At 61.5% G+C, this 12,634-nt stretch carries 11 protein-coding genes; 8 read left to right on the forward strand and 3 right to left on the reverse strand.

Translation table 11 applies throughout. The features are described from left to right. Positions 1-29: 29 nt before the first annotated feature. Positions 30-683 (reverse strand): DUF4190 domain-containing protein, encoded by a 654-nt coding sequence (locus EEB12_RS31135; RefSeq protein WP_019746512.1) that lies wholly within the window; start codon positions 681-683, stop codon positions 30-32. A 130-nt stretch (positions 684-813) separates the two neighbouring features. Between EEB12_RS31135 and EEB12_RS31140 the strand changes: the two genes are divergently transcribed. From EEB12_RS31140 to EEB12_RS13410, 3 genes are all read left to right on the forward strand, one after another. Next, positions 814-1,527, forward strand: coding sequence for an RDD family protein (locus EEB12_RS31140; protein ID WP_029254274.1), 714 nt, complete (start codon positions 814-816; stop codon positions 1,525-1,527). Between the two features lie 10 nt (positions 1,528-1,537). Next, entirely contained in the window at positions 1,538-2,482 is a 945-nt protein-coding gene (locus EEB12_RS13405) for a hypothetical protein (RefSeq protein WP_229757068.1), read from the forward strand. Between the two features lie 117 nt (positions 2,483-2,599). Continuing rightward, on the forward strand, positions 2,600-3,334 hold the full coding sequence (locus tag EEB12_RS13410; protein WP_019746509.1) for a queuosine precursor transporter: 735 nt from the start codon (positions 2,600-2,602) through the stop codon (positions 3,332-3,334). Here the strand turns inward: EEB12_RS13410 and tgt are convergent. Continuing rightward, the gene (tgt, locus tag EEB12_RS13415; RefSeq protein ID WP_019746508.1) at positions 3,325-4,614 is read right to left on the reverse strand and encodes a tRNA guanosine(34) transglycosylase Tgt; all 1,290 of its coding nucleotides are present in this window, start codon (positions 4,612-4,614) and stop codon (positions 3,325-3,327) included. The genes EEB12_RS13410 and tgt overlap by 10 nt on opposite strands. A gap of 191 nt (positions 4,615-4,805) precedes the next feature. Between tgt and EEB12_RS13420 the strand changes: the two genes are divergently transcribed. From EEB12_RS13420 to EEB12_RS13440, 5 genes are all read left to right on the forward strand, one after another. Continuing rightward, positions 4,806-5,597: an enoyl-CoA hydratase/isomerase family protein gene (locus EEB12_RS13420; RefSeq protein ID WP_020723626.1), complete on the forward strand. Its 792-nt coding sequence runs from the start codon at positions 4,806-4,808 to the stop codon at positions 5,595-5,597. A 26-nt stretch (positions 5,598-5,623) separates the two neighbouring features. Beyond that, complete coding sequence (locus tag EEB12_RS13425; protein WP_007731596.1) at positions 5,624-6,595, forward strand: ABC transporter substrate-binding protein; 972 nt, start codon at positions 5,624-5,626, stop codon at positions 6,593-6,595. 119 nt (positions 6,596-6,714) lie between these two features. After that, on the forward strand, positions 6,715-9,051 hold the full coding sequence (locus EEB12_RS13430; protein WP_258537334.1) for a CaiB/BaiF CoA-transferase family protein: 2,337 nt from the start codon (positions 6,715-6,717) through the stop codon (positions 9,049-9,051). A 50-nt stretch (positions 9,052-9,101) separates the two neighbouring features. Next, a complete protein-coding gene (locus EEB12_RS13435) occupies positions 9,102-10,049 on the forward strand; it encodes a zinc-binding alcohol dehydrogenase family protein (protein WP_007731598.1) in 948 nt (315 codons plus the stop codon). A gap of 15 nt (positions 10,050-10,064) precedes the next feature. Continuing rightward, positions 10,065-11,588: an AMP-binding protein gene (locus tag EEB12_RS13440; RefSeq protein ID WP_019746505.1), complete on the forward strand. Its 1,524-nt coding sequence runs from the start codon at positions 10,065-10,067 to the stop codon at positions 11,586-11,588. A gap of 11 nt (positions 11,589-11,599) precedes the next feature. On the opposite strand, the gene EEB12_RS13445 is transcribed toward EEB12_RS13440, so the two are convergent. After that, positions 11,600-12,502, reverse strand: a complete 903-nt coding sequence (locus tag EEB12_RS13445; RefSeq protein ID WP_007731601.1) for an IclR family transcriptional regulator — start codon at positions 12,500-12,502, stop codon at positions 11,600-11,602. Between the last annotated feature and the right edge of the window lie 132 nt (positions 12,503-12,634).

Consider the following 12,634-nt stretch of genomic DNA (forward strand, 5'->3'; position numbering starts at 1 on the left):
CGCCAGCCACTTCAGTACGACGCCAAACTTCAGTACGACGACGATGCGCTCGCGATGAGTGCGACCACGAGAATCACGGCAAAAATGGCCAAGAAAGTTGCTCCGACCGCAATTCCGGCTATCGCAAGACCGCGTCCCTCTTGACCTGTCTGCTTGATCTGGTTGAGCGCGACAATTCCCAAAATGATTCCGATGATTCCGCCGAGACTGTAGAAGCAACCGCCTGCAAGCGATACCACCAACGACGCAATTGCGAGACCATTGGTGCCGACTGGCTGCATCGGCGGGATGTATCCACCAGCGAATTGGTTCGGTTGACCGTACGCATTCGGCGGTTGACCGTATTGGGGCTGTCCGTATTGAGCTTGTCCGTATTGTCCGGGTTGCTGATATTGATTCGGCTGATATTGATTCGGCGGTCCGAAATTCTGCGGCGGCAGGTATGGATTGGGTTCACCAATTCCATCCGGCTGAGGCGTATTACCGGTTGGGTTGTACGACGGCGGCGGATAACCCGGGTACTGCTCGTTGGGAGTGGTATATCCGGGAACTTCAGGTGAAGACTGCGTTTCGGACGGGGACACGCCGTACCCCTCGGGCGGCAGGCTCGGAAATTCTCCGTACCCAGGTTTTGCCTGGTAATCGCTCGAAGAATCGTCGTTGTTGCCCCCAGAACTCGTCATACAACGCAGCCTAAACCACAGGTGACCTCCGAATCCAAGTGAGCAGATGTCATCCACATCGCTCTTTGATCCCAGTAGGGTCATATCCACTGTCACACTCGAGCGCGATATTTACGACTGAGGGGAACACATGACAACCGGCGGGTACGACCCCAACCAGAATCCAGAAGGAGGGAAGCAATTCCCACCCCAGGATCCATATGGCCAGCAGGGAACACCTCCTCCCGGAAGTTACCCACCTCCCGCAGGCCCCCCGCAGGGCGGTAGCTACCCGCCTCCTCCACAGGGCGGGAACTTCCCGCCCCCTCAGGGTGGCAACTACCCGCCGCCCGGTGGATACCCGCCGCCTCCGCAAGGCGGCAACTTCCCGCCGCCTCCGCAGTTCAACGACCAAGGTGCGTACGGCGGAGGAAATCGACTGCCCTCTGGCGCCGAAGCCGGTGGACTGGGTATTCGATTCGGCGCTCGCCTTATCGACTACATCATTCTCGGCCTAGTGGTCGGGCTCCTGATCATCTTCGTCGACTCGGGATACTGGATAACAGGCCTGCTGACTGCCCTTCTGACATTCGCATATTTCGTTGGGTTCGAGGTCACACAAGGTTGGACCCCAGGCAAGAAGCTCCTTGGGCTGTCGGTGAAGGCCCCGGGAGGCGCGGGCCTTCCCACTCCGCAGCAGTCCGCAATTCGCAACGCATTCAACCTCTTGTCGATCATTCCGATCATCGGAGGACTTCTCTCGCTCGTTGCGTACATCGTCATCGCGGTCACCATCAACAACAGCCCCACCAAGCAGGGCAAGCATGACGAGCTCGCTGGTGGGACTCAGGTAGTCAAGGGTTAGGTAGACATATATGACAACCGGTGGGCAAGACCCGAACCAGAACCCAGAAGACGGGAAGCAATTCCCACCCCAGGATCCGTACGGCCAGCAGGGAACACCCCCTCCGGGGAGTTATCCTCCACCGGCGGGTCCTCCGCAGGGTGGAAGTTATCCCCCGCCCGGCGGCTACCCGCCGCCCCCACAGGGCAACTTCCCTCCACCCCCGCAGGGTGGAAGCTATCCCCCTCCCGGCGGAAACTACCCGCCTCCCGGTGGGTACCCGCCTCCTCCCGGTGGTGGCAACTTCCCGCCTCCGCCCCCGAATGACTACGGCGCAGGCTTCGGCGCCCCCCAGCTTTCTGTGGGTGCGGCAATTTCCTACGGCTGGAACAAGTTCAAAGACAACGCACTGGTCTGGATCGGGATCTCGATCATCGCTTTTCTGATCGCCGGACTCATCCAGGGTGCTTTCAACGGCTTCGACTACACCAATACCGAATTCAGCGCGCTGTCGATCGTGGGTGGATTGGTCACCGCAATCGTCGGCTACATCATCCAAGCCGCATTCCTTCGTGGAGCGTTGAGCGAATTGGACGGAATCAAGCCGGCTTTCGGCACCTTCTTCCAATTCACGAACATCGGTGCAGTTGTTCTCGGCGGTTTCCTTGTCGCCGTCGCCACCTATGTCGGTTTGGTTCTGTGCATCATTCCCGGCATCATCGCGGCGTTCCTGCTCTACTACACGCTGACCTTCATCGTGGACAAGAATCAGGATGCGATTTCGGGCATCAAATCGAGCTACGCGTTGACCTCGTCGAACGTCGGAACGTTGATCCTGCTGGCGCTCGCTCTGATCGGTATCAACATCATCGGCGCACTGCTGTGCGGAATCGGTCTTCTCGTGACGGCGCCCGTCGCGCTGATCGCCAGTACCTACGCATACCGCGTGCTGACCGGCGGCCATGTAGCTGCCTGATCAGTTCGTTTGCATCACCGAAGGCCCTGCGGTTCCACGTGAAACCGCAGGGCCTTCGGTGTGTTCTGCGCAACTGGACGGTCGCCAACTCGCATCCGAGCGCCTTGTGGTGCTTGGATGACGGACGTGACAGCTCAGGATCAGCAAGACGAATCGACCCACGAAACCAAATTTGCGCACGTCAGCCGGGGTTATTACCCGACAATCGTCGCGCTCTTCACCGCAACGCTGCTGATCTCGAACGTGGCGGCGACCAAGGGGGTCGCCTTCTTTGCGGATTCCGACTTCTCGCTCGGTCCCTTGCAGATTCTGCCCATAATCACCGATGGTGGATTCTTCTTGTTCCCGCTTGCCTACGTCCTCGGTGACGTACTCAGCGAGGTGTACGGCTTCAAAGCGACCCGACGCGCGATCTACCTGGGCTTCGGCGCACTGATTCTTGCCGCCGCGTGCTTCTGGATCGCTGTGCAACTCCCGTCGGCAGAGTTCTACGAGAACCAGGCCGCCCTCGAAACCGTGGTCGGCGTCATTCCCCGGCTGCTGGTTGCAGGCTTGGCCGCCTACCTCGTCGGCCAGCTGCTGAACTCCCTGGTCCTGGTCATGATGAAAAAGCGCATGCAGGAGAAGCACCTGTGGGCGCGGCTGATCGGCTCGACCGTCGTCGGCGAATTCGCCGACACCCTCATCTTCTGTTCCATCGCAGCCGGTGTCATCGGCATCAGCACGTGGGAAGACTTCATCAACTACGTGCTGGTCGGCTTCCTGTGGAAGACGCTTGTCGAGGTTCTGGTCATGCCGATCACCTACCGCGTCATCGCCTACGTGAAGAAGCGCGAACCGACCTACGTCTGAGGTGCAGGCGTCTTCGCCGCATAGAACTTTCCGAGCATGTCCGCTTTGAAGTCGTGGAAGTATCCGCCTTCGATGCTGGCTCGGATGTCGTCGACCAACTTCACGGTGAATCGCTCGTTGTGGATCGTGCACAGCGTCGACGCGAGCATTTCCTTCGCCTTGAACAGGTGATGGATGTACGCGCGGGTGTAATTGGCGCAGGTGTAGCAGTCGCACTCGTCGTCGATAGGCGTGAAGTCACGACGGAATCGGCTGGTATTGATGTTGAACCGGCCGGAGCGGACGTAGATCGCGGCATTGCGAGCAACACGCGACGGATTGACGCAGTCGAAAGTGTCCGCGCCGTTCTCGATTGCGACGAAGAAGTCGTCCGGTTCACTGATGCCGAGCATATGACGCGGCTTGGTCTCGGGTAGTTCCTCGTTACACCAACGCACAATTGTGCCGAGGTTCTGCTTCTCGAGGGCGCCGCCGATGCCGTACCCGTCGAAGCCGTATCCGTTCTCGCCTTCGATCGACTCGAGGCCACGGCAGGCTTGACGACGCAGATCTTCGTACTGCGCGCCTTGGATCACCCCGAAGAGAGCCTGATAGGGCTTCTCGGCGCGTTCAGCGGTGAGCTTCTCGTGCTCGTTGATGCAGCGGATCGCCCACGCCTGCGTGCGCTCGACCGATCGCTCCTGATAGCCGCGGGTGTTGAGCAACGTGGTGAGCTCGTCGAACGCGAACATGATGTCGGCACCCAGCTGATGCTGAATCTGCATCGACACCTCGGGGGTGAAGCGATGCTTACTGCCGTCGAGGTGCGATTTGAACGTCACGCCCTCGTCGTCGACTGTCGCGAGACGCTCCTTGCCCTTCGCGATGACGTCGTCGGACTGCACACCGACGGCCTCCATCGCGAGCACCTTCTTGAACCCGACACCAAGCGACATGACCTGGAAGCCGCCGCTGTCGGTGAAGGTGGGCCCGTCCCAGTTCATGAACTTGCCCAGCCCGCCGGCCTCGTCGACGATGTCGGGTCCCGGCTGCAAGTACAGGTGGTACGCATTGGCGAGCAACGACTGCGCACCGAGTTCCTTCATGGACTCGGGCAACACGGCCTTGACCGTGGCCTTGGTTCCGACTGCCACGAACGACGGAGTCGCGATATCGCCGTGTGGTGTGTGGATGGTGCCGGTTCGTCCGAGTCGGTCCTCGAGCCTGGTCCCAATGGTGAAAATCGACTCGGGACGCTTGTCGACGGAGGGCGCGGGCGGTGTCGGTACTGCAGAAGTCACGGGCTCAATCCTGTCACAGGAGCAAATATCGCCGTGATCACAGCGAAGAAAGTTCCTACGCGATCAGCATCCGCATTGGTCTACTGACCGAACCCGAGCGGTACCGCCGCGTGAGGGTCCCCACCATACTTCCCACTACACATCCCCCGGCTCGACCGGTTTACCCCGCCAACCCGCTGACAGGAGCTCACTTGACGAGACAGACCGGCCAGACCTACAACTTCGTCACCGTCGACGTCACAGACTCGATTGCCACCGTGACTATCGACAAACCTCCAGCCAACGCATTCAACCCCAGCATGATCGCCGAGCTTCTGGAGATACTGCCGGTACTCGCGTCGGACCAGACCGTCCGCGTCATTGTCGTGACGGGCACTGGACGGTTCTTCGTCGCCGGTGCGGACATCACCGTGATGCGCGAGCTGACGGAAGAAACTCAGCGCGCGATGCGCCCGTGGGTCGACGTACAGCGGATCCTCGAGTCGGCTCCCAAACCTGTCGTCGCGAAGATCAACGGGCACGCACTCGGCGGCGGAGCAGAACTGACGTTGGCCTGCGACTTCCGCATCATGGCGCAGTCGGCGACCATCGGCTTCCCCGAGATCGGACTTGGGCTTTTTCCGGGTGCCGGTGGCAGCCAGCGACTTCCACGCCTCATCGGCGCTCACCGAGCCAAAGTGCTCATGATCGAAGGCAAGCGCCTCAGCGCCGAGCATGCACTCGATATCGGCCTGGTCGACACCGTCGTTGCGGACGCCGACCTCGATGCGCATTGCGCTGACCTCGCACGCGAACTCGCGACGAAACCCACTGCCACCATCGGAATGATCAAACGCATTGTCGACGAGGGCATGTCGTTGCCGCTCGATCAAGCGCTGGATCTCGAATTCGAGGCAGTGCTCGACCTGATCAAGACGGACGACGCTGCTGAGGGACTTCAGTCATTCCTCGACAAGCGGTCCCCCACCTTCACGGGACGCTGACAGCTCCCATTTACCGAGAGGCCATCATGCTCAACAAATTTCAGAAGAAATGGGTGGGCGCAGTCGCTTCTCTCGCCGCCCTGACGATCGCGGTCAGCGGATGCACCCGGCCCGCTACCGACAACTCCGCGGAAAGTGGTGGCCTGGTACGGATCGCGGTGGGTGTAGACCCGTCGTACGCCCCGATTTTCCTGGCCGACCACGAGGGCATGTTCGAGGCCGCCGGCCTCGACGTCCAGGTCATCCAGACGGAAGGCGGGGCGGCGGGCGCCCAGAACGTCGTAGCCGGAACTTCGGAACTCTCCGGCAATGCCGACTCGACAGCACTGTCCGTCATGGCCGCCAATCCGAGCCTGCGGGCGCTGGGCGTATTTCAGGAATCCGACCGATACTTCCAGGTTGTACTGAGGAATGGCGTCGAGCCGAAGTCGATCAAGACCATGGGCGTCTTCCCCGGCATCGGCCTCTACTTCACGAACCAGTACCTGGCCAGTCTCGGCATCGACCCCACGACGGTCACACTCGTGAGCACAAGCCCGCCCGAACAGCCTGCTTTGCTGGCGCGCGGTGACATCGACGGCTTCCTGTCCTTCGACCCCTGGGTGACGCAGAGTGTCAATACCGGCGGGCGCGTTGTTGCCACGACCGGCGACTTCGGCGCCAAGTACGCCCAATGGATCATCGCTTCGGACAACTGGTTGTCCGCGAACGAAGAAACCGCAGGCAAGGTGTTCAAGGTGATCTCGGAAGCGTCGGCAATCGTGAACTCGGATCCGGATCGGGCTGCAACCGCAATTGCCGCGTCTATCCAGATGGACCCGGCCGAGGCCGCAGACCGGGTGACCCAAATCGATTTCGGTGGACGCGGATTCACCGAGGACGACGTGGAGCGCGCAAACGAACTTGTTGCATTCTTCCGCGAGCAGGGCAAGATCTCCGCGGACATCGATCCGTCCGCTGTCCTCCTCTCGGGATGGTTCGAGCAGAACGCCGCCTGAGCGGAGAGTGAGAACGGGTCCGGTGGGCAGACCGAAATCATGTCGCCCACCGGCCCGCAGAACTACGTTCGACTCCAGTCGGTTCGGCGATATCTTTCGATTGAAACGGAGTAGTTGTGGTGCATCCTTCGGTACGGGTCGTAGAGATTTCCAGTCCGTTTGCGCGATTCGCCGGGCGCATCCTGGTCGGGCTGGGTTTCGAGGTCATTCTGGTAGAACCACCCACCGGTGACCCCAGTCGCACCGAGTCCCAGGGTGATTCGTACTTGCATTGGCATGCGGGCAAGAAGTCCGTTGTCCTCGATATCGACGACAGCAACGATCGCCTCGCTTTCGAAGCACTGCTGCGCAGTGCCGACGTCCTGCTCGACGGCAGCGCGACCGGCGCTCTACGCGACAACCGAGGATCTCTCGTTCACGTACGAGTGACACCCTTCGGCACAACCGGACCGCGAAGTGACTGGAAGGCAACAAATCTGACCGTCGCGGCACTCGGCGGGATGATGGCCCAGGTCGGCGATCCCGAGCACCCTCCACTGCTGCTCCCCGAACTCCAGGCTGAGCAGCTCGCCGGAATCAATGCCGCAATCGGCGTGCTTCTCGGACTGCGTTCGCGATCCAAGGGCCACAACCCGTTGCTGGAGATCAGCGCTCAGGAATGTGTTGCCGCCGCGCTGGAAGCGGGCACTCTTGCCTACATTCACGAGGACCGCGTACCACCGCGTCCGGGCCGGGTACATCCGCTCGTTCCGCACGGACTGTTCCAGGCCGCCGACGGTTATGTCGGTGGCGGCCTCGGCGGTAGCACCCGCATGTGGGACGGCATGTTGGCCTGGCTGATCGACAACGATGCTCAGGACGATCTCGATCAACCGGAGTGGTCCGACGCGGTCTACCGAAAGACGCATCAGGAACACATTTTCGACGTTCTGTCCGCCTTCATCGCGAAGTGGCCGAAGGAAGAATTCGCGGTCAGCGCGCAGTCACGCAAGTTGCCGTGGGCAGCGGTCGACCGGCCCGAAGAACTGCTGCGTAACCCGCAACTCAACGACCGGGACTTCTTCACCGACGTGACCGGAGATCACGGTACCTACCGCGATCTCGGGTTCGGCTTCGCTTTCCCCGAAGGCCGGCGCATCGGAACGCTCGAGGCTGCCCGGTTGGGCCAGCATCAGGAACTCTTGAAGGCCACCTCGCCTGTGGCAGTGAACGAAACCCACGAGTTCAGCGGTGGCAGCACGCCCAGCCTCGAAGGTGTCCGCGTCCTGGATCTCACGTGGGTGTTGGCGGGCCCGTACGGCACCAGAATCCTTGCCGACCACGGTGCCGATGTCATCAAGGTCGAATCGATCGGACGCCCGGACCCGACTCGCTTTGCACCGTTCATGCATCTCTCGCGAGGACCGCACGACAATCCGAACACCAGCGGGTACTTCAACGACGTCAACCGCAACAAGCGCAGCATCACACTCGATACCCGATCCGCAGAGGGCCTTTCGGTACTGCGCGACCTGATCAGGAACTCCGACGTCGTGGTCGAGAATTTCAGCTCGTCGGTCATGGACAAGATGGGGCTCGGCTACGAACAACTCCGGGAGCTCAACCCGGACATCATCTACGTGTCGATGTCCGGGATGGGTCACACCGGTCCTCGCAAGGACTGGGTGTCGTATGCCGACATCGTTTCGGCAAGTACCGGTTTGACCGCACTGACCGGCTGGAACGCCGATGACGTTGTCGGAGTCATCTACGGCCATGGCGACATCGTCGCCGGACTGCAAGCCGGCGTCGCGATGCTGGCAGCCCTCGACTACCGCGACCGGACCGGCCGGGGACAGCACGTAGACCTGTCACAACTCGAAGCCATGGCAGCGCACATGGGTACCAGCGTTCTCCGAGCCGCCCGGTCACAGTCCCCCGATCCGATCGGCAACAGCCATCACGAACTGGCACCACACGGCGTGTACCCGTGCCTCGGCAGCGACCGGTGGTGCTCGATTGCCGTTCGCGATACCACGGAATGGAATGCATTGTGCCGCATCATCGAAGCAGAGAAATGGATCGGCAATCCTGACTTCGCGAGTGCAGAAAGCCGCCAAGCCGATCACGAACGTATCGACGACGCCATCGCCGACTGGACCAGGACTCTGTCACCCGAAACCGTCATGGAACGCTTGCAATCGGCGGGTATCGCGGCCGGCACCGTCCAGGACGGACGCGACCTGGTCGAGAGCGATCCACATCTTCGGGCACGCAGTTTCTATTCGGCACAGGAACATCCCCTCGCCGGAACATTCCTCCACGAAGGCATCCCCGTTCGCCGGAACTCCGAACCCGGCTCGATCCGACGCGCTGCGCCGGTGCTGGGCGCGGACACCGACGACGTCCTCGAGTCGGTGCTCGGATACAGCGACGAACTGATCGCCGGACTTCGCGACCAGTCGATCCTGTCCTGACCGCACTCATATTCAGTACATCCATTCACAGATCGCTACTAGGAGACACAATGCGCGCGGCCCGACTCCATCAGTTCGGCACTTCACCGGTCATCGACGACATCGACATTCCCACACGTGAATCCGGTCAGACGCTCGTGCGCATCGACGCTGCCGCGCTCGGCCATCTCGACATCACCGTCGCGAGCGGAAACTTCGGAGTCAAGCCGAACCTGCCACATATCGGTGGAACAGACGGAGCGGCGACGGTAATCGAATCCGACACCTATGAGCCTGGCACCCGCCTTCTGGTCCGAGGCGGCGGAGTCGGCCTGTTCAAGAACGGTTGCTGGGCTGAGTATCTGGTAGCGGCAGACAAGGCGTTCACACCCTTTGATCCCGCACTGTCGCCGGCCGTCGCCGCAACCTTCTTCCTGCCCAGCACAACCGGCTATGTTGCCGTCAACGACATTGCAGCCGTCGCTCCCGGCGAACGAGTTGTTGTCGCCGGAGCATCCGGCGCTGTCGGATCGATGGCAGCACAGTTCGCTCTGCTTGCCGGAGCGTCCGAGGTAATCGGTGTTGTACCGCGCGAAGATCAGGCTGCCTTGCTTCCGGAGGGTGTGCGTCCCGTCGTCGGGCAAGGCGACGAACTTGCCGGAGTGGTGGGATCCGAGCCTTCCGTCGACGCCGTGATCGACACGCTTGGCGGCGACGGCTTGCCGCACCTTCTGGCGAGTGTTGTCCCCGGTGGCCGGGCTGCCCTGATCGGATATACCTTGGGTAAGAGCCTCACCCTGGACTTACCGAACTGGTTGCTCAGCGATGTCCGGATCCTGCCCGTCAACATGATTCGCAAGACTGCCCGGCAAGCCGAACTGGCACCTGAAATGATCCGGCTGCTCATCGAAGGCAAGATTTCCGTTGCAGTGCAGGAGTTTCCGCTGGATGACATCGCAACGGCACTGCAGTTGATGGGTGAGGGCAAGGTTGCCGGCCGGGCCGTCGTCGTACCCTGAGGGATACAATTACCCATGCACCACGACGCACATGCCATTCCGCGCTCGCTTCCGGATTTGATCCGGAGGCGAGCTTTGGAGCGTCCGGAGCACCCGGCGCTCGTCGTCGACGGGATCACGGTCACCTACCGCGAATTGCGGGATCGTGCAGCATCGATGGGGGCGGATCTCCGTAATCACGGTGTCGGCCGTGGGGAGCGCGTGGCGGCACTGTCCGGCAACAGGATCGAACTGGCAGACCTTGTTCTCGGATGCGCGTGGATCGGTGCGGTTGTCGTCCCACTCAATACGGCCCTCCGAGCCGACAGTGTTGCCGGCGCACTCGAACAGGCTGGTGTACAACGGATCCTGGTTTCACCCGAATACTCAGGCGCTGTAGCCGGATTCGACGGCACCGTGTGGGTCATGGGTGAACAGTGCGTCCCCACTGCCGGTTCGCATCCGGGCTGTGAGCCCGAGACCCTCGATCCGCTCGACCTGGCCGCGATACTCTTCACCTCCGGCACCACCGGTCTGCCCCGAGGCGTCCGATGCCCGCACGCGCAGTTCCTGCAGTGGGGCAAAGGCGTCGGCGCCTCACTCGGGCTCACCGGGGACGATGTGCTGTACAACTGCCTGCCGCTGTTTCACACCAATGCTCTCAATGCCTTTGTTCAGTCCCTTTGGGCCGGGTCTACTTTTTTCCTGGGACAACGCTTTTCGGTCCGCAATCATTGGCGCGAAGTTCGCGAGATCGGCGCAACTGTCGACTACCTGCTGGGTGCGATGGTGGCCATGTTGATGAACGCGGACCCATCGCCGCAAGACCGACAGCACAGCGTCCACGTGGCACTTGCCCCCGCAACGCCGGCTCATCTGATCGAACCGTTTGCCCAGAGATTCGGTGTAGAACTCGTGGACGGATTCGGAAGTACCGAAACCAATCTCGTGATCGGCACACTTCCGGGAGATCGGCGGGCCGGGTACATGGGGCGGGTGATGAGTGGCTACGACGCCGCAGTCGTCAACGACGGTACTGCTGCCGCAGACGGGGAGCCCGGCGAACTGGTGGTCCGCAGCACGATCCCCGGCGCCTGTTCACTGGGCTATCTGGGCGAGGAGATTCCGGCGACGGAGAGTTGGATACAGACCGGTGACAGGGTGATTCGGGAAGCAGACGGCTGGTTCCGATTTGTCGATCGCATCAAAGACGTGATTCGGCGCCGCGGTGAAAATATTTCCGGGGCCGAAGTGGAAACCGTTCTGGCGTTGCATCCGTCGGTCGGTCAGGTTGCCGTCTTCCCGGTACCGTCGGATCTGGCCGAGGACGACGTCATGGCAACTGTAATACTGCGCCCCGGAGTATCTTTCGACCCCATTTCGATTCTGGAGTTCTCCCAGCAACAGCTGCCGTACTTTGCACTTCCCCGGTACATCGACGTCGTGGACACGTTGCCACTCACCGAAACCGGCAAGGTACAGAAAGCAGTGCTACGTGAGAGGGGCGTCGGCCCACACACCTGGGACTGCGAGAAGAGCGTGTTCCGCGCCCGGCGATAGACCGCGCCTCGCTACTTGCCGCAACCGTTGAACGAACACATTACCGGACTGCAGATCGTGCGCAGAGCCAGCGGGTCGCTCGGCGAATGTGTGCACTTCATGGCATGAAGTTTTCGGGTGATTCCGGCGCCGGCAGTGCGCAGGGCCCCGGTGATGCGGCTGACGTTGAGGCGAGCCGTCGGCGCTGTCACAGACAACGCGCCGGCCAGAGTGCGCGGGCCGCTGAACACCGGCACTGCGACGCTCATGTACCCGAGCCGTGTCTCCTCGACCTCCACCGCGAGTTGTTCCTTACGCATCCGCTCGGTTTGCTGGCGCAGCACGCTGACGGACATCGTCGTTCGACTGGTCAAGGCGGTGAAACCCTGCTCGACTACCTCGTCGAAGACCGATTGCGGGGAGAAGGCAAGGATGATCTTGCCGGTGGCGGTGCAGTACAGCGGGAGCCGACCGGCCACCCGCGACTGCTGATTGAGCCCGCGGTGTCCGATGATCTTCTCGATGTAGAGGACGTCGATGCCGTCACGAACCGCAAAGTGAACCGTCTCCTGCGTCGCCAGCAGTAGGTCCTCCATGTACGGCAGCGCCGCGTCGCGCAGAATCCGCTGACGCGGCACCAATTGGCCCAGCTCGAACAATCGCAGGCCGAGCCGGTACTTGGTACCCGCGCGCTCGAGCAATCCCCACTCGACCAGCTCGCCGGCCAACCGGTGAACCGTCGCTTTCGCGACCCCACTGCGCCGGGTGAGCTCCGTCAGAGACAGGTCACTGTGGTCGGTGTCGAAAGCGTCCAAGATCATTCGAGCCTTGCCCAGGACCGAGGACAGTTCACCTGCAGGCTGCGATGCAGCGGTCGTTTCCGACGCGATGGGTAGTACGGATCCGAACCCGACGGATTGTTGTGGAGCGGCCATGAGTGTCCTCCTGAACGATCTGTGACAGCCTGCCGAGACCGAGTGCCACAACGACCGAGATCGGTCGGGGTCCTCGTTAGGTGCAGGTGCTTCGAGACTGACACTATGGTGACTGTACGGTGAGACGCACGC

The sequence above is a fragment of the Rhodococcus sp. WS1 genome (genome assembly GCF_003797745.1).
GTDB classification, from domain to species: Bacteria; Actinomycetota; Actinomycetes; order Mycobacteriales; family Mycobacteriaceae; genus Rhodococcus_F; species Rhodococcus_F erythropolis.

Excerpts from the sequence above, each read along its gene's own strand:
- EEB12_RS31135 (WP_019746512.1), bottom strand. The coding sequence starts at position 683 with ATGACGAGTTCTGGGGGCAACAACGACGATTCTTCGAGCGATTACCAG.
- EEB12_RS31140 (WP_029254274.1), top strand. The coding sequence starts at position 814 with ATGACAACCGGCGGGTACGACCCCAACCAGAATCCAGAAGGAGGGAAG.
- EEB12_RS13405 (WP_229757068.1), top strand. The coding sequence starts at position 1,538 with ATGACAACCGGTGGGCAAGACCCGAACCAGAACCCAGAAGACGGGAAG.
- EEB12_RS13410 (WP_019746509.1), top strand. The coding sequence starts at position 2,600 with ATGACGGACGTGACAGCTCAGGATCAGCAAGACGAATCGACCCACGAA.
- EEB12_RS13425 (WP_007731596.1), top strand. The coding sequence starts at position 5,624 with ATGCTCAACAAATTTCAGAAGAAATGGGTGGGCGCAGTCGCTTCTCTC.
- EEB12_RS13435 (WP_007731598.1), top strand. The coding sequence starts at position 9,102 with ATGCGCGCGGCCCGACTCCATCAGTTCGGCACTTCACCGGTCATCGAC.
- EEB12_RS13440 (WP_019746505.1), top strand. The coding sequence starts at position 10,065 with ATGCACCACGACGCACATGCCATTCCGCGCTCGCTTCCGGATTTGATC.
- EEB12_RS13445 (WP_007731601.1), bottom strand. The coding sequence starts at position 12,502 with ATGGCCGCTCCACAACAATCCGTCGGGTTCGGATCCGTACTACCCATC.